Source organism: Leifsonia sp. Root227 (assembly GCF_001428745.1).
Taxonomy (GTDB): Bacteria; Actinomycetota; Actinomycetes; order Actinomycetales; family Microbacteriaceae; genus Leifsonia.
The window spans coordinates 439,949-455,830 of record NZ_LMIO01000004.1 but is presented as its reverse complement, the minus strand read 5'-3'; the positions used below and the strand labels follow the sequence as shown (position 1 = coordinate 455,830).

The following is a 15,882-nucleotide window of genomic DNA, read 5'->3' as shown; positions in this document are numbered from 1 at the left end:
GCTAGCGTGCGTTCGCCGCACCGCCGCCGTTCGCATCCAGCCAGTCCAGCACCCGCGGCATCGCCTTGTTCGCCACGGTGCCGTGCGTGGCACCGGGGATGCGGTCATAGGTGACCGCCGTGCCATCGCCCTTCTCGCGCGCGACGAACGCGTCCGTCGCCTCGGGGCGCACCAGCTTGTCCGCCAGCCCCTGCGCCACGAACAGCGGCACAGCGATCCTGGCTGCGCCTGGCGTGTTCGCCGCGAGCAGCCCAGACCACGGTTCCGTCGTCTCCGGGTCGGCGGACAGGAAGGTGCCGATGAGCGGCTTCGCCACCGCGTGCATGGCCGAGTTCTGGGTGAGGAGGCAGAAGCCGTTCATCGTGGGAAGGGCATCCACTGCCGCAGGGGTGAGGATGCTCCGCACCGGGACGTCGTACACGTCGGAGTACGCGGCGAACGCGTACGACGCGATGCTCACCCCGGAGACGTCGCCGATGTCGGCGCGCATCAGGCTGGCGAGATCGGTGGCCGGCGCGGCCACCGCTGCGGCGCGGATGTCGAGGTCCGGCGCGTACGATGCGGCGAGCTGGGCGGCGAACAGCACGGCCTGACCGCCCTGCGAGTGACCCCACAGCACCACCCGGTTGCTGGCCTCCGCGCCGAGGACGTCGCGGGCGGCTCTGGCGGCGTCGAGCACGTTCCTGCCCTCCGTCTCGCCGACGAGGTAGGAGTCGGGGCCCGGCACGCCCATCCCGGTGTAGTCGGTGTAGACGACGGCGTATCCACGGGCGAGCAGGTCGGTGAGACCTTCGACGAAGACGTACGGGTCGAAGAACCGCGACGGCGCGCACTTCTCCGCGCTTCCGGTGGTCGGGTGACCCCACGAGACGATCGTCCGGCCGCCGGCCGGGGCGGGGGCGTCGGGGACGACGAGGAGCCCGCTGTTCACGACCGGCTTTCCGTCGAGGTCCGTGGAGCGGAACATGATGCGCCATGCGGCGGCGCCGGCCGGCTGCCCCGGCGCCTCCTCGGTGGCGATGAGAGAGCCAGGCGCGCCGCTCGGCAGCGGAGACGGCACGCGATAGAAGCTGCCGACGTACGGGCGGGCACCGAGGTCCTCCTCGACGCGGGTGGCCTGGGTGGGCGAGCACGCGGTCAGCGCCGCGACCGCCGCCACGATCACCACCACGACCCGCAACCCTCGCGCGCTCACACCCAAACGCTACCCGCTCCCGGCCCCTCTCCCCCTCCCTCCGACGCAATCGAGCCGGGACTTGTGCATGCGACACGCCGGGCGCAGGCGTGCATAAGTCCCGGCTCGATTGCTTGGGGAGGGGTGTCGGAGGGCGGTGGGAGGATGAGGGGGTGCTGGTTGACGCGCTGGTGAAGACTTCGGAGGCCGTCGCATCCACTCGGTCGCGGCTGGCGAAAGTGGATGCGCTCGCCGGGCTGCTCTCGCAGCTCGCGCCGGAGGAGATCGCACCGGCGGTCGGGCTGCTCGTCGGCAAGCCGCGCCAGGGCAGGGTCGGCGTCGGCTGGCGCGGACTGTCCGCCGCGATCGGCGCACCCGCGCCGCAGCCCAGCCTCACCATCGACGACCTGGATGCGCTGCTCGACCGGCTCGCCGCGCTGTCGGGCACAGGGTCGGCCGGGGACCGCACCCGCGAGTTGCGCGCGTTCACCGAGCGCGCCACCGCGGAGGAACAGGACTTCATCGCCAGGGCGCTCCTGGGCGAGATGCGCACGGGCGCCCTGGAGGGCGTCCTCACCGACGCCATCGCCAGGGCGGCAGACCGGCCAGGGGAGGTGGTGCGGCGCGCGGCGATGCTGACCGGCGACCTCGGCGAGACGGCCAGGCTCGCACTGACGGGCACAGCCGCAGAGCTCGCCGACGTCGGCCTGGTGGTCGGGCGGCCCGTGCAGCCGATGCTCGCGGGAACGGCAGCGAGCGCATCGGCCGCGCTGGCGACGACCGGCGAGGCGTCGGTCGAGTTCAAGCTCGACGGTGCGCGCATCCAGGTGCACCGGTCCGGCGACGACGTGCGGGTGTTCACGAGGAACCTCGCCGACATCACCCGTCGCGTGCCGGAGGTGGTCGAGGTCGTGCGCGGGATGCCGGTGCGCGACGTCATCCTCGACGGGGAGACCCTCTCTCTCGACGAGGACGGCGCGCCTCGTCCGTTCCAGGAGACGATGTCCCGGTTCGGGGCGGAGGCCGCGCGGGAGGCGGTCCTGCATCCATGGTTCTTCGACGTGCTGCACGTCGACGGCCGCGACCTCCTCGACGAGCCGCTGTCTACGCGGATCGCCGAGCTGGAGCGGATCGCGGGCGCGCACCGCATCCCGGGCGAGGTCACCGACGACCCTGCGGTGGCGGAGCGGATCGCGGAGGATGCACTGGCGGCCGGTCAGGAGGGCGTGGTCGTGAAGGCGATCGACTCTCCGTACGCGGCGGGGAGGCGCGGGTCGTCCTGGATCAAGGTGAAGCCCGTGCACACCTACGACCTGGTGGTGCTCGCGTGCGAGTGGGGTTCCGGGCGACGACGGGGCTGGCTGTCGAACCTGCACCTCGGCGCCCTCGACCCGGACGGCGATTTCGGCGAACCGGGCGGCTACGTGATGGTGGGCAAGACGTTCAAGGGCCTCACCGACGAGTTGCTGCGCTGGCAGACGGAGCACTTCCAGGAGATCGAGGTGCGCCGCACGGCGGGGACGGTGTGGGTGACGCCGACGACCGTCGTGGAGATCGCGATCGACGGGGTGCAGCGCTCCAGCCGGTATCCGGGCGGGATCGCGCTGCGCTTCGCGCGGGTGAAGCGGTACCGCGACGACAAGGATGCGGCAGAGGCCGACACGATCCAGACGCTGCGGGGGCTGCTGCGGGAGTGACGAGGCGGGCGGGCGCTGCCGGCGCTGCCGACGTGTGGCCCGGTGGGTCAGAAGTCCTCGCGGCCCTCCGCATCCACGTCCAGTCTCCTCTCGTCCTCCGCCCACGCGGCGAGCGCGAGGCCGAGCTGGCGTCGCACCCAGTCCGGAGGCAGAGGGGAGTCGGCCTCCCCTTCGAGGCTGGCGAGGCGGTGAGCGCGTTCGGTCGATGACCCGGTGAGATCGTCCATGATCGTTCCCTTCCGTGACCGATTGTCCTCCTCGGGATGCGCGACGGGAACGGGTGAGCGCATGATGGCCTGATGAGCCAGTGGATCTACTTCATCCATCCGCCCCGCGACGACTTCGCGGCGACGATGACGGACGCGGAGAAGGAGGCGTGGGGGCGGCACTGGGCGCGGCTGCAACGCGCGTTCGCCGACGGGCGCGTGATCCTGGTGGGGCCGACGCTGGGGCACGTCAACACCGGCATCTGCGTGTTCGACGCCGAGGACGAACCGGAAGCGAGAGCCTTCATGGAGGAGGACCCGGTGATCGCGGAAGGGTTCGCGCGCGGGGAGCTGCGCGGGTTTCAGGTGTCGCTGCTGCGGGGTGCGTGAACCAGCGCGGTGCGAGGTCGCCGCGCGAGACCGCGCGGCCAGCAGGCGAGCGAGCGCGCATGACCCGCGCGCGTCACCGCACCGTCGCGGCCAGCGCAGCCCCCGCCGCCCGCGCCCAGCGCTCCGGCTCCGCCATCGCGCCCTCCGCTCCCCCGGCCAGCGCGCTGAGCGAGGCCGCGGCCGCGAATCCTTCCGTCTCCGCGTCGATCGCCCCGGCCGCGAGGAGCGCAGGGATGCCGCCATCCCGTGCCAGCTGCGATACGTACGCCGGCACCTTTCCCGCTGCCGACTGGGTGTCGAAGCGGCCCTCGCCCGTGATCACGGCGTCGGCCGTGCGCACCAGCGCCGGCAGGCCGAGCGCGTCTCCCACCGCCGCAGAGCCCGGTGCGAGCTGCGCGCCCCAGGCGAGCAGGCCGTAGCCTGTTCCGCCCGCCGCTCCAGCGCCGGGCGTGCCGGGGCGCACGGGCCGCGCGCCGGGCACCTGACCTCCGCCGAGCACGCGCGCCAACCGCACCAGGCCGGACTCCAGCCCAGCCACCTGTTCCGGCGTCGCGCCCTTCTGCGGGCCGAATACGGCCGCCGCTCCCGTGGTGCCGAGCAGGGGGTTGGTCACATCGCTCAGGATGCGCACCCCGCCCGGCGGAAGCGCCGGCAGCCCGGACAGGTCGGCGCGGGCCAGCGTGCCGAGGCCGCGGTTGCCGAGGCGGATCGGACGGCCGGTCGCGTCCGCGAACCGGGCGCCGAGCGCTGCGAGGGCTCCGACGCCGCCATCGGTGGATGCGCTCCCTCCGATGGCGAGCAGAAGTCCGGTCGCGCCCGCATCCAGTGCTGCGGCGATCGCCTGCCCGAAGCCGAAGGTGTGGGCGTCGAGCGGGGCGAGGGCCGGCATGTGGGAGAGGCCGCTGGTCTCCGCCAGCTCGACCACGGCGGTGCCGTCCGGGAGGGACAGCCAGGACGCATCCACGGCTGCGCCTGCCGGGCCGAGCACGGTGATCGGGTGGCGGACGGAGCCAGGGACCGCCACGTCGAAGGCGTCGAGCGTTCCCTCGCCGCCGTCCGCCATCGGGGCGAGCACGAGACGATCGTCCGGCCGCACGGACGACCACCCGGCCGCGAGCGCTCCGGCGACAGCGGTGGCCGTCGCCGACCCCTTGAAGGAGTCTGGTGCTACGACAACGGTGTACGGCATCCCACTACAGTGGCACGTGCTCGGCGAACGCCCGAACGGTGCGCTCGACGACCGACGCCGGCGACGCATCCCAGATCGCCTGGTTGAAGATCTCCACCTCGACGTCACCCGTGTACCCCGCCGCGTTCACCGCGGCGGTGATGCTCGCGAAGTCGATGTGGCCGTCGCCCATCATGCCGCGGGCGAGGAGCACATCGGCGGCGAGCGGGGTGACCCAGTCGCAGACCTGGTAGCTGGCGATCCGGCCGGATGCGCCCGCCCGCGCGATCTGGTCGCGCACAGCCGGGTCCCACCAGACATGGAAGGTGTCGACCACGACGCCGACCGACTCCGCGGGGAACTGCTCCGCCACGTCGAGCGCCTGGCCGAGCGTGGAGAGCACGGCCCGGTCGGCCGCGTACATGGGATGCAGGGCCTCCAGCGCGAGGGTGACCCCCGCCGCGCGCGCCTCCGGTTCGAGCTCGGCGACGGCGTCGCGCATCCGCTCTCTGGCTCCGCGCAGGTCGGTGGAGCCGGCAGGCAGGCCACCGGCGACCAGGACGAGCACGGCGGCGGAGCCGGCGGCCCCCGCTGCTGCAAGGGCGGCCGTCTCCTCGATCGCGGCGCGGTTGTCGTCGAGCGATCGGCGGCGCTCCTCGCCCTCCGGAGCCGTGAAGAACCCGGCCCGGCAGAGACTCGACACGCGCAGACCGGAGTCGGCCACGCGCGCGGCAGCCTCGCGTACCCCGACCTCGGCGACCGGCTCCCGCCAGAGGCCGATGCTCTGCACTCCCGCCTCCGCGGTCAGGCGCAGAGCGGTTCCGAGGTCGGCGTACTTGATGGTCGCCTGGTTGATCGAGAGACGCGGATGCGGGGTCACGGCGATGCCGGTCATGCGGTGAATCCGTTCAGTCGGAGGAGTCCGTGCCAGCGGTCGGCGGCCAGCTCGGGGCGCTCGAGGGCACCGGAGGCGTTCGCCAGGCGCACGATCTCCGACAGGTGGGGCAGACTGCGGGCGGCGTGCAGGCCGCCGATCATCGTGAACGACGGCTGGTGGCCGTTCAGCCAGGAGAGGAAGGCCACGCCCGTCTTGTAGTAGAAGGTCGGAGCGGCGAACACCTGGCGCGACAGCTCCTCGGTGGGGCCGAGGACCGCACGGTAGCGGGCGACGTCCCCGGCGTCGAGCGCCTGGATGGCCGCGGACGCGCTCGGCGCGACGGCCGCGAACGCGCCGAGCAGCGCATCCGAGTGGGCGTCGCCGTCGCCCTCGATGAGGCCGACGTAGTTGAAGTCGTCTCCCGTGAACATCCTGGCCGTCTCTGGGAGGCGGGACCGGAGGGCGACCTCGGCGTCCGCATCCAGCAGGCTCATCTTGATGCCGCTGACCCTGTCGGCGTTGTCGTCGATGATCCGCAGCACCGTCTCGCTGGCCTCTGCGGAGTCCGTCGAGCCGAAGTACGCCGCGAGGGCCGGGTCGAACGCGGCGCCCAGCCAGTGCAGCACGACGGGGGTGGATGCGGCGGCCAGCACCGCGCGGTACACCCGCTCGTAGTCTGCCGCCGAGGTCGCGGCGCGGGCGAGGTGGCGGCTGGCCATCAGCACGACCCCTGCCCCCGCGTCCTCGGTGAAGTGAAGCTGCTCGACGTACGCGTCGATCACGGCATCGAGGGAGATGACCTCGTCGTCGACGTGGTCGGTATTGACGCCGACCACGATCGCGCCACCGACCGTTCGCGCCTCTGCGGCACTGCGGGAGATGAGGTCGCGAGTGGCGCGCGCATCCAGGCCCATGTTGCGCTGAGCGGTGTCCATCGCGTCCGCCACGCCGAGGCCCCAGGACCAGACGTGGTGGCGGAAGGCGAGCGTCGCATCCCAGTCGATGTCGGCGGGGGAGCCTGGCACGTTGTCCGCCCACGGCTTCGGCACGACGTGAGCCGCGGCGTACGCGACGCGAGAGGCGAGCGGCGCGGCGGGCTTGGCGTACGCGGGGGCGGCCTGCAGGTCGAGGGTGCTCGTGCTGCCGTCTGCGGAGAGGAGGACGAGGTCGCCCATCAGAGGCTGACCTCCGGCAGGTCGATGCGGCGGCCCTCGCGTGACGAGATCAGGCCCTGCTCTGCGAGCTGCACGCCGCGCGCTCCGGCCAGGAAGTCGTAGGCGTTCGGCGCGTCCTCGACCACGTGGCGGATGAACTCCTCCCACTGCGTCTTGAAGCCGTTCTCGAACACGTCGTTCGCCGGCGACTCGATCCAGTCGGTGTCGTAGTCGTGCTCGTCGGCCAGGTCCGGGTTCCAGACCGGCTTGGGGGTGGCGTTACGCGGCTGGATCTTGCAGCCGAACAGGCCGACGACCGCGCTGCCGAGGGTGCCGTCCACCTGGAACTCGACCAGCTCGTCCCGGTTGACGCGGGTGGTCCAGGAGGAGTTGAGCTGCGCGGTGATGCCGCCCTCCAGCTCGAAGATCGCGTACGCGGCGTCGTCGGCGGTGGCGGCGTACGGCTCGCCCTTCTCATCGACTCTGGTCGGGATCTCGGTGACGGCGTGGGCGTAGACCGACCTGACCGTGCCGAACAGGTTCTCCAGCACATACGACCAATGCGGGAACATGTCGACGACGATGCCGCCGCCGTCCTCGGCCCGGTAGTTCCAGCTCGGGCGCTGCGCTGCCTGCCAGTCGCCCTCGAACACCCAGTAGCCGAACTCGCCGCGCACCGACAGGATGCGGCCGAAGAAGCCGGAGTCGATCAGCCGCTTGAGCTTGCGCAGGCCTGGCAGGTAGAGCTTGTCGTGCACGACGCCGTTCTTGACGCCGGCTTCCCGGGCGAGACGCGCGAGCTCCAGCGCCTCCTCGAACGAGTCGGCGGTGGGCTTCTCCGTGTAGATGGCCTTGCCTGCCGCGATGGCCTTCTTGATGGCGGATGCGCGGGCCTGAGTGACGAGGAAGTCGGAGTAGATCTGCCAGCGGTCGTCGGCTAGCGCCGCATCCAGATCGGTGGTGAAGTTCTCGATGCCGTGCTTGGCGGCGAGCTCTGCCAGCTTGGCCTCACTGCGGCCGACCAGGATGGGCTCGACCTGCACCCTGCTGCCGTCGGAGAGCAGCACGCCGCCCTGCTCGCGGATGGCGAGGATGCTGCGCAGCAGGTGCTGCCGGTAGCCCATGCGGCCGGATACGCCGTTCATGATGATGCCGATGGTCGACGTTGACACGGGAACTCCTTCGGTGCGGTGGTGGTGTTGCTGTCGTTGGGAAAGCGCTTACCAGACTAGGCGAACGCGGCTGTCTCGTCAAACGCCCGCAACGGATGGGTGCGGGTGCGGCGGGTGCTAACCGCGACTACGCGCGCAGCAGCCAGCGGGCGGCCGCCGCGACGATGGCGCGGTGGGTGTCCGACTCGTACGACGCCTCGTCGTGGCCGAGGGCGTCGTAGACGACTCTGGCGTCGCCGTAGTCGCGCGCCCAGAGCAGCGGGAACTCGGCGCCGTCGTGCTCGTGCGTGGCGAGCGGAACCAGGTCGGGCGCCGTCCGCAGGTAGGTGTACCGCTCGTCCTCCACCTCGAAGTCGGTCAGCCCGGCGACGATCGGATGCCGCTCCGGATACACGTGGATGCGCGCCCGCGAGTAGTCCGGGTGCATCGTCGTCCCGCGCACCCACACGCCGCCGAGGATGTCCTCCCACTCCGGCACGCCACGCAGCGAGGTGGACGAGACGTGCATGGCGAGCAGTGAGCGGCCGGCGGCGAGGTGCGCGAGCAGCCCGGCGCGGGCGAGACGCTCTGCTTCCGGCTGTGGATGCTCGGGGTCGGTGAGTGCGGGATCGCCGATGTTGAGGACCAGCAGGTCGGGGGCGGATCCCGCTTCACCGTCGGCCAGGGCGGCCAGGCGCGCATCCACGTCATCCGAGATCTCGACCTCGATGCCTTCGCCGCGGAGGATGTCGGCGATTCGGGAGGAGGTCGCGACGAACGGGTGCCAGGGGTCGGCGTATCGTCCGGCGCCGCTGAGGATGAGGGTGTGGGGTGGCATGGGGTTCCTTCCGTCGACGTCCTCGAATGGTAAGCGCATTCCGACCCGATGCGCCAACCTGTGAGAAGTCGCGCTTGACGAATCGGCCGGGAGGATTCATGATAAGGAATGCGCATTCTGGGAATGCGCAATCCGGACAGGCGGAGTCACAAGCCGCCAGCAACGACGCAATCCAGAGGAGTCGACGATGACTGACCCGCACAAGCCGGTGGCCGCGTTCGCCATGCGCCCCGACCTGCCAGGGCTCCTCTTCTCGGACGACGACCTCGCCACCCTCTCCCGCATCCTCGACTTCGAGACGGCGTCCGCAGCGGCCACCCCCTCCGCTGAAGCGCCCGCCACCGCTTTCCCCACCATCACCACGTTCCCCATCGCGGGCTCCACCTCCACCACCGCCTCCGACGCCCTCGCCTCCGTCGAGGTGCTCATCACCGGCTGGGGATGCCCACCGATCGGGCGCGCCGAACTGAACGCCATGCCCCGCCTCTCGGCGGTCATCCACGCGGCGGGCAGCGTCAAGGGTCACCTGGACGACGAGGCGTGGGATCGCGGCATCCGGGTGACGAGCGCGGCGAGCGCCAACGCGTATCCCGTTGCCGAGTACACGCTCGCGATGATCCTGCTCGCCGGCAAACGGGTGCCCGACTACATCCGGCGCTACGCGGTCGACCCCGCCCTTTACGACGAGTCGCCCGACCCGTCGATCGGGAACTTCGGGCGCACGGTCGGCATCGTCGGGGCCTCCAGGGTGGGGCGCAGGGTGATCGAACTGCTGCGGCCGTTCGACTTGCAGGTGCTGCTCTACGATCCGCACCTCTCGGCAGGCGATCCTGTTCTCGCCGATGCCAGGCGGGTCGAGCTGAACGAGCTGTTCGCGCTGTCCAGCATCGTGAGCATCCACGCCCCGCTGCTGCCGGAGACCGTCGGCATGGTCGGCGCGAAGCAGCTCGCTCTTCTGCCGGACGACGCCACCGTCATCAACACGGCTCGCGCCCCCATCCTCGATCAGGATGCGCTGGCCGCGGCCGTGCGGGATCGCGGGCTCCGCGCCATCCTCGACGTCACCGATCCGGAACCGCTGCCGTCAGGGCACCAGCTCCGCGAGCTCGACGGCGTCGTCCTCACCCCGCACGTCGCCGGAGCACTCGGCACAGAGCTGCGACGGCTCGGCGCGTGCGCCAGGCGCGAGGCCGAACTGTTCGTCGCCGGCGCGCCGGCGGCGTTCCCCGTCACGAAAGAAGCTCTGATCGCCGTTGCCTGAGACCCTCACGCCCCAGAACCTGTCCGAGACTGAGACCCGACCACATCCGTTTTCGCGCCGGGAGGCGACCATGCATCAGCTCCGCGAGTACACCGCACAGGTTTTCATCGACGGCCGTTTCGAGGCGCCGGACGGCGACCGCGATCTGCCCGTGCTCGACAAGGCGTCCAGCACGCTGCTCGGCACGTACGGAAACGCCTCCGCTGCGCAGGTGGACCGCGCCGTCCGCGTCGCCAAGGCCGCGCAGCCGGGCTGGGCAGGGGTCAACGCCAACCGTCGCAGCGAGATCGTCCGCGATTTCGCCCGCCAGCTCGAGCTGCGGCGCGACGAGCTCCTCACCCTGATCATCCGCGAGACAGGCGGCACGGCGGAGAAGGCGGAGGAGGAGCTCGGCCAGGCGATCACGCAACTCAACAACTCCGCCACCCAGCTCACCGAGAACGCCGGAGCGATCCTGCCGCCGTACAAGGACGGCAAGATCTCGCTCTCCCGCGCCGTCCCGCTCGGCGTCATCGGCCTCATCGTCCCCTGGAACTACCCGATGAGCCTCGCGATGCGCGCCCTCGCGCCCGGCCTCGCATACGGCAACGCCGTCGTGCTCAAGCCGGCAGAGCTCACCCCGTTCGCCGGTGGCCAGATCCTCGCGGAGGCCGCGCAGGCCGCCGGGGTGCCTGACGGCGTGTTCAACGTTGTCCCCGGCGACGGGCCGACCACCGGGCGCACGCTCTCCGAGCATCCCGACCTCGACCTCGTGCACTTCACCGGTTCGTTCGAGGTCGGACACCAGATCGCCAACTTCGCGGCGCGCTCCTTCAAGCCTGTGGCCACCGAACTCGGCGGAGACAATGCGTTCGTCGTCCTCGACGACGCCGACATCGCCCAGGCAGCGAGCTGCGCCGTGTGGTCGGCCCTCTGGTATCAGGGCCAGACCTGCATCACCGCCGGACGCCACATCGTGCTCCGCAGCGCGGCGGATGCGTTCACCGAGGCCGTCGTGGAACGCGTCAGCAGGCTGCGGGTCGGCAACGGACTCGACGACAACGTGGACCTCGGACCGATCATCAGCGAGACCCAGCTCCGCCGCTTCCACGAAGGGCTGGTGCAGCCGTCCATCGCCTCCGGGGCCACCGTCGCCATCGGCGGAAGCTTCGACGGCCTGTTCTACCAGCCGACCGTGCTCACCGGGGTCACCCCGGAGATGCCGGTCTTCACCGAAGAGATCTTCGGCCCGGTGATGCCGATCACCGTGGTCGACACCGAAGCCGAGGCGCTCGCCCTCGTCAACCGGCACCGCACGCTCATGAACTCGGTGTTCACCGGCGACCCCATGCGGGGGCTCGCCTTCGCCGAGCAGGTCAAGAGCAACGAGGTGCACGTCAACGACGGCTACGCGCGGCACGGCGGCGAGGGACAGCTCGCCGGCTTCACCCACCGGCAGTGGATCGGCATCCAGACGACGCCGACGACATACCCGGCCTGGGCAGAGGGCTGAAGCCTCTGAACCCCCGGCCGACGCCCGAAGCGCACCGCTGACGGCCGAGCAATCGCAACCACCCATCAAAGGAGATGTACACAGTGAGAAAGACAACGCTGAGGACACTCGGCGCCACAGTCGGCGTGCTCGCCGCGGCGGCGACGGTCCTGACCGGATGCTCGAGCTCCGGCTCTGGGGATGCCGCCAGCTCCGGCGGCAAGGTCACCCTGAACTACGTCAACTGGGACGGAGGGATGCAGGCCGTCGTCGACGAGTGGAACAAGGCCAACCCGAACATCCAGGTCAAGCTGACAAAGCCGTCCGGCACCGGATACACCCTCTACAACAAGCTCATCACCAACAACAAGGCCGGCACCAACCCGGATGTGACAGAGGTCGAGTACCAGGCGCTCCCCGCCCTGATCGCGAACAATGTCGTCATCCCGATCGACAAGTACGTCGGCGACCTCTCCGGCGAGTTCTCGAAGTCGACGCTGGCGCAGGTGCAGTTCGAGGGCAAGACGTACGGCGTGCCCCAGAACGTGTGCCCGATGGTGTTCTTCTACCGCAAGGACATCTTCGACTCCCTCGGCCTCAAGGCTCCCACCACGTGGGACGAGTACGCGGCAGACGCCGCCGCCATCCACGCGGCCGACCCGAAGAAGTACATCGGCAACTTCACCGCGGCGGACCCCGGATGGTTCGCGGGGCTCGCGCAGCAGGCGGGCGCCAACTGGTGGAGCGCATCGGGAAGCGACCAGTGGACCGTCGCGATCAACGACGCGCAGAGCAAGAAAGTCGCGGACTACTGGGGCGACCTGGTGAACAAGGCGCTCGTCAGCCCTGAGCCGAACTGGTCTGCGCAGTGGAATACCGACATGAACAACGGAACGCTCGTCGGCTGGGTCGGTGCGCAGTGGGGCCCCAACCAGCTCCCGTCGATCGCCAAGGACACCGCAGGCAAGTGGCAGGCCGCAGCGCTTCCCGCCTGGACCGCCGGTGACGACACGGTCGGCATCTGGGGCGGCGAGACCGAGGCGGTGACCACCAACTCGAAGCACCCGGCGGAGGCCGCGAAGTTCGTCAAGTGGATGAACTCCTCCAAGGACGGCGTCAACTCGCTGATCAAGAACGTGCAGGTCTTCCCCGCGAGCATCCCGAACCAGTCGCTGCCCGCGCTGCAGACCCCGCCGCCGTTCATGTCGAACCAGCCGGACTACAACACGCTGATGGCGACCGTCGCCAAGGGCGTCCGCACCTTCGACATCTGGGGTCCGAACGCGAACGTCACGTTCGACTCGTACTCCAACGCGTTCGCCGCCGCCCTGCAGAACAAGACGCAGCTCTCCGGCGCGCTCGACAAGATGCAGACGGACACCGTGGCCGACATGAAGAAGCTGGGCTTCAAGATCACCGGCTGATCCGCCCCCGACCGACGCCGGTGGCCTGAGCGCGAGACTCGGCCACCGGCGTCGCACCACGAAACCGAACCACGACGCCTGCACCAGCACCGTCCGTTCCGAGGAGTTCACACATGGCCGTCATCGGAGACAGCACAGCGTCGACGCCGCCGACGCCCACGCGAGGGAGCGCATCCCGTGCCCCGGTCGGCACAGCGGCCGAACCGCACCGCCGCCCGCGACGGAAACGCGGCAGCCTCCTGCCGGTGCTCCTGGTCGCACCCGCCGTCATCCTGCTGCTGCTGTTCACCATCGCCCCCGCGATCTACGCGGTGATCCTCAGCTTCCTGCAGGTGAAGGTGGGCGGAGGGCTGCTCGGCGGCGGAGGGACCGTGGAGGTCTTCGCCGGCTTCGCCAACTACGTCTCGACGCTCGTCGACCCGGAGTTCTGGGCGAGCCTCGGCAGGATGCTCATCGTCGCGGTCATCGGAGTGCCGCTCACCATCGTCCTCTCCACGGTCTTCGCGCTCTGCCTCGACGCGAAGCGGACCAGGCTGGTCGGGTTCACCCGGCTCGCGATCTTTCTTCCGTACGCGGTTCCCGGCGTCGTCGCCTCCCTGCTCTGGGGCTTCATGTACCTTCCGGCGACCAGCCCGATCGGCGGCCAGGTGATCGACTACTTCGGCAGCACGGGCATCTTCTTCTCGGTGGCGAACGTGGCCGTCTGGGGTGTGGTCGGGTTCAACATGGTCATCCTGTACACCGCCGTCCGCAGCCTCCCCAAAGACCTGTTCGAGGCGGCGGAGCTGGACGGCGCATCCGAGCTGCAGATCGCCCTCCGGGTGAAGCTGCCGCTGATCGCCCCCGCGATCACGATGGTCGCCCTGTTCTCGATCATCGGCGCGCTGCAGCTCTTCAACGAGCCGACGACGCTCAAGCCGCTCGCGAACGCGATCTCATCCACCTGGGTGCCGCTGATGCGCGTGTACACGGACGCGTTCGTGAACAACAGCATCTACGAGGGAGCCGCGACCTCGTTCATCCTCATCATCATGACGGTCGCGGCCACCGTGCTCGTCAACGTCATCGGCCGGCGCATCGCCCGGAGGGAAACCAAATGACCACGCTCACCCAGGCGACCGGCGCATCCGCTGCCAGGGATGCCGGCCCCCGCCGCACCAGGAGCGGCCTGCACATCGTGCCCACCCTCATCCTGATCGTCGGCGCCCTCTACTGCGTGCTCCCCGTGCTGTGGATCGTGATCGCCGCCACCAAGACCAACGACGAGCTGTTCTCCACCCCGCCGTTCCTGCCGGAGTTCAACGGCGGCTTCTGGACGAACATGCAGGCGCTGTTCACGTACAACAACGGCATCTTCGGCCGCTGGGCACTCAACTCGGTGATCTACGCGATCGGCGGCGGCATCCTCTCGACGGCGGTCGCCGGGGCCGCGGGGTATGCGCTCGGGAAGTACCGGTTCGCCGGGTCGAAGTGGATCTTCCGCCTGATCGTCGCGGCCGTGCTGCTCCCGCAGATCATGCTCGCGATCCCGCAGTTCCTGCTGCTCGCCAAGTTCGGGATGACCAACAACTACGCGTCGGTGATCCTTCCCCAGCTGGTGTCGCCGTTCGCGATCTACCTCTGCAAGATCTACGCGGAGGCGTCGGTGCCGGACGAGATCATGGAGGCGGCGCGGATCGACGGCGGCAGCGAGTGGCGCATCTTCTGGTCGGTGGGCTCCCGTCTCATGATGCCGGCGCTGGTGACGGTGTTCCTGCTGCAGTTCATCGGCATCTGGAACAACTTCCTGCTGCCGTTCGTGATGATCAACAACGACCAGCTCTACCCGCTGACCCTCGGCCTGTACGGGCTGATGATCATCACGGGAGGGCAGGCGGCGCAGTACTCGATCGTGATCGCCGGCGTGCTGGTGTCGATCGTCCCGCTGGCGATCCTGTTCCTGTCGCTCCAGCGCTACTGGAAGATCGACCTGATCTCGGGCGGGGTGAAGATCTAGCGCGTGCCCTCCAGGTGTGCCGCGCTATGGCGTGGATGCCCGGACGATCACGGTGCCGGCGACGGGTTCGGCGAGGGTCGCATCCTGGTCGTCGGCGAGCGCGAGTTCGAGCGCACGGGCGCCGATGGATGCGAGGGGCAGCGCCACCGTGGTCAGCGACGGTGTGACGTCGCGCACCAGGGGGATGTCGTCGAAGCCGGCGACGGCGATGTCCGCGCCGGGAGCGATGCCGCGGTCGCGCATCGCCGCCATCGCGCCGACGGCCATGACGTCGGTGACGGCGAAGACGCAGACACGGCCGGTGGTGCCGGCCTGGCCGTTCGGCTGGGCGGCGGTGAGTTCGCCTGACGCGAGCAGCGCATCCATCGTCTCGTAGCCGCCGTCGCGCGAGAACGCGCCGTGCACCACGCGCGCGCCGGGCGCGACGTCGAGGAACCCGGTGGTGCGCTCGCGCGCCGTGAGCAGGTCGTCCGGACCGGCGAGCACGACGAAGTCCGTGTATCCACGCTCGGTGAGCGCGGTCGCGAGGGCTGCCGCGCCCTCCCTGTTCTGCACGGGGACCGACCGCAGCCCAGGCACGGCGGCACCGATCAGCGCGACCTTCGCCCCTCCGCGCTCGATCGCGGCGAGTTCCGCCGCCGCGTCGCCGTCCGCGGCACCGAGGCGCCTGCTGCCCGCGACGATGACCGCGCGCGGCCGCTGGCCTTTGACCGCGACGAGGGTTGCGCCCTCGCGGGCGGCGTCCGCTTCCGTCGCGGTGATCGTGACGATCAGCCCGCGCTCGTCCGCCACCCGGATGATCCCGGACGCGATGCTCGAGAAGTACGGGTCTGCGATGTCTCCGACGACGACCGCGACGGTATTGGTCGTCCCCCTGGCGACCGCCTGCGCCTGCACATTGGCGCTGTAGCCGAGGGCGGCGGCGGATGCGAGCACCCGCGCCTGCAGCTCGGGGTTGACCTTGCGCGCGCTGCCGTTCAAAGCCCTGGATGCGGTGGCGAGCGAGACCCCGGCGTGCGCCGCGACCTGCGTGAGGGTGGCCGCGGTGTCGTTCACGGGTCCACCATACCCGTGC

General features: G+C 70.3%; 15 protein-coding genes. 7 read left to right on the top strand and 8 right to left on the bottom strand.

All coding sequences use genetic code 11. From position 1 onward, the window contains the following. Window position 1 precedes the first annotated feature (1 nt). Window positions 2-1,195: an alpha/beta fold hydrolase gene (locus ASE16_RS16935; RefSeq protein ID WP_157480432.1), complete on the bottom strand. Its 1,194-nt coding sequence runs from the start codon at window positions 1,193-1,195 to the stop codon at window positions 2-4. A 152-nt stretch (window positions 1,196-1,347) separates the two neighbouring features. Between ASE16_RS16935 and ASE16_RS16930 the strand changes: the two genes are divergently transcribed. Next, window positions 1,348-2,871 carry an ATP-dependent DNA ligase gene (locus ASE16_RS16930; protein WP_055897808.1) on the top strand — a complete coding sequence of 508 codons (1,524 nt, stop codon included), beginning with the start codon at window positions 1,348-1,350 and terminating at the stop codon, window positions 2,869-2,871. Window positions 2,872-2,918: 47 nt separating this feature from the next. Here the strand turns inward: ASE16_RS16930 and ASE16_RS16925 are convergent, their stop codons facing one another. After that, window positions 2,919-3,098, bottom strand: a complete 180-nt coding sequence (locus tag ASE16_RS16925; RefSeq protein ID WP_055897804.1) for a hypothetical protein — start codon at window positions 3,096-3,098, stop codon at window positions 2,919-2,921. A 72-nt stretch (window positions 3,099-3,170) separates the two neighbouring features. Here ASE16_RS16925 and ASE16_RS16920 point away from each other — a divergent pair, with 72 nt between their 5' ends. Beyond that, a complete protein-coding gene (locus ASE16_RS16920) occupies window positions 3,171-3,467 on the top strand; it encodes a YciI family protein (RefSeq protein ID WP_055897803.1) in 297 nt (98 codons plus the stop codon). 73 nt (window positions 3,468-3,540) lie between these two features. Here ASE16_RS16920 and ASE16_RS16915 read toward each other — a convergent pair whose 3' ends face one another. The 5 genes from ASE16_RS16915 to ASE16_RS16895 all read right to left on the bottom strand — a co-directional run bounded on the left by ASE16_RS16915 (window position 3,541) and on the right by ASE16_RS16895 (window position 8,655). Beyond that, the gene (locus ASE16_RS16915; RefSeq protein WP_055897800.1) at window positions 3,541-4,656 is read right to left on the bottom strand and encodes a glycerate kinase; all 1,116 of its coding nucleotides are present in this window, start codon (window positions 4,654-4,656) and stop codon (window positions 3,541-3,543) included. A 4-nt stretch (window positions 4,657-4,660) separates the two neighbouring features. Then, entirely contained in the window at window positions 4,661-5,530 is an 870-nt protein-coding gene (locus tag ASE16_RS16910; RefSeq protein ID WP_200949676.1) for a sugar phosphate isomerase/epimerase family protein, read from the bottom strand. Further along, window positions 5,527-6,687 carry a dihydrodipicolinate synthase family protein gene (locus ASE16_RS16905; RefSeq protein ID WP_055897797.1) on the bottom strand — a complete coding sequence of 387 codons (1,161 nt, stop codon included), beginning with the start codon at window positions 6,685-6,687 and terminating at the stop codon, window positions 5,527-5,529. Before ASE16_RS16905 ends, ASE16_RS16910 begins: the two co-directional genes overlap by 4 nt. Continuing rightward, a complete protein-coding gene (locus tag ASE16_RS16900) occupies window positions 6,687-7,811 on the bottom strand; it encodes a Gfo/Idh/MocA family protein (RefSeq protein ID WP_055898940.1) in 1,125 nt (374 codons plus the stop codon). Before ASE16_RS16900 ends, ASE16_RS16905 begins: the two co-directional genes overlap by 1 nt. A gap of 154 nt (window positions 7,812-7,965) precedes the next feature. Next, window positions 7,966-8,655: a ThuA domain-containing protein gene (locus ASE16_RS16895; protein WP_055897794.1), complete on the bottom strand. Its 690-nt coding sequence runs from the start codon at window positions 8,653-8,655 to the stop codon at window positions 7,966-7,968. A gap of 187 nt (window positions 8,656-8,842) precedes the next feature. Between ASE16_RS16895 and ASE16_RS16890 the strand changes: the two genes are divergently transcribed. From ASE16_RS16890 to ASE16_RS16870, 5 genes are all read left to right on the top strand, one after another. After that, entirely contained in the window at window positions 8,843-9,916 is a 1,074-nt protein-coding gene (locus tag ASE16_RS16890; protein WP_055897790.1) for a hydroxyacid dehydrogenase, read from the top strand. A gap of 70 nt (window positions 9,917-9,986) precedes the next feature. Then, the gene (locus tag ASE16_RS16885; RefSeq protein ID WP_055897787.1) at window positions 9,987-11,408 is read left to right on the top strand and encodes an aldehyde dehydrogenase family protein; all 1,422 of its coding nucleotides are present in this window, start codon (window positions 9,987-9,989) and stop codon (window positions 11,406-11,408) included. An 83-nt stretch (window positions 11,409-11,491) separates the two neighbouring features. Next, window positions 11,492-12,811, top strand: a complete 1,320-nt coding sequence (locus tag ASE16_RS16880; RefSeq protein WP_235500552.1) for an ABC transporter substrate-binding protein — start codon at window positions 11,492-11,494, stop codon at window positions 12,809-12,811. A 113-nt stretch (window positions 12,812-12,924) separates the two neighbouring features. Further along, window positions 12,925-13,911, top strand: a complete 987-nt coding sequence (locus ASE16_RS16875) for a carbohydrate ABC transporter permease (protein ID WP_082581539.1) — start codon at window positions 12,925-12,927, stop codon at window positions 13,909-13,911. Then, entirely contained in the window at window positions 13,908-14,807 is a 900-nt protein-coding gene (locus ASE16_RS16870; RefSeq protein ID WP_055897779.1) for a carbohydrate ABC transporter permease, read from the top strand. The genes ASE16_RS16875 and ASE16_RS16870 overlap by 4 nt, the downstream gene beginning before the upstream one ends. A 24-nt stretch (window positions 14,808-14,831) precedes the next feature. Here the strand turns inward: ASE16_RS16870 and ASE16_RS16865 are convergent, their stop codons facing one another. Then, entirely contained in the window at window positions 14,832-15,863 is a 1,032-nt protein-coding gene (locus ASE16_RS16865; RefSeq protein WP_055897776.1) for a LacI family DNA-binding transcriptional regulator, read from the bottom strand. Between the last annotated feature and the right edge of the window lie 19 nt (window positions 15,864-15,882).

Bases quoted from the DNA above. Each gene is read 5' to 3' on its own strand.
- ASE16_RS16925 (WP_055897804.1), bottom strand. From the start codon at position 3,098: ATGGACGATCTCACCGGGTCATCGACCGAACGCGCTCACCGCCTCGCC.
- ASE16_RS16920 (WP_055897803.1), top strand. From the start codon at position 3,171: ATGAGCCAGTGGATCTACTTCATCCATCCGCCCCGCGACGACTTCGCG.
- ASE16_RS16915 (WP_055897800.1), bottom strand. From the start codon at position 4,656: ATGCCGTACACCGTTGTCGTAGCACCAGACTCCTTCAAGGGGTCGGCG.
- ASE16_RS16910 (WP_200949676.1), bottom strand. From the start codon at position 5,530: ATGACCGGCATCGCCGTGACCCCGCATCCGCGTCTCTCGATCAACCAG.
- ASE16_RS16905 (WP_055897797.1), bottom strand. From the start codon at position 6,687: ATGGGCGACCTCGTCCTCCTCTCCGCAGACGGCAGCACGAGCACCCTC.
- ASE16_RS16900 (WP_055898940.1), bottom strand. From the start codon at position 7,811: ATGAACGGCGTATCCGGCCGCATGGGCTACCGGCAGCACCTGCTGCGC.
- ASE16_RS16895 (WP_055897794.1), bottom strand. From the start codon at position 8,655: ATGCCACCCCACACCCTCATCCTCAGCGGCGCCGGACGATACGCCGAC.
- ASE16_RS16890 (WP_055897790.1), top strand. From the start codon at position 8,843: ATGACTGACCCGCACAAGCCGGTGGCCGCGTTCGCCATGCGCCCCGAC.
- ASE16_RS16885 (WP_055897787.1), top strand. From the start codon at position 9,987: ATGCATCAGCTCCGCGAGTACACCGCACAGGTTTTCATCGACGGCCGT.
- ASE16_RS16875 (WP_082581539.1), top strand. From the start codon at position 12,925: ATGGCCGTCATCGGAGACAGCACAGCGTCGACGCCGCCGACGCCCACG.
- ASE16_RS16870 (WP_055897779.1), top strand. From the start codon at position 13,908: ATGACCACGCTCACCCAGGCGACCGGCGCATCCGCTGCCAGGGATGCC.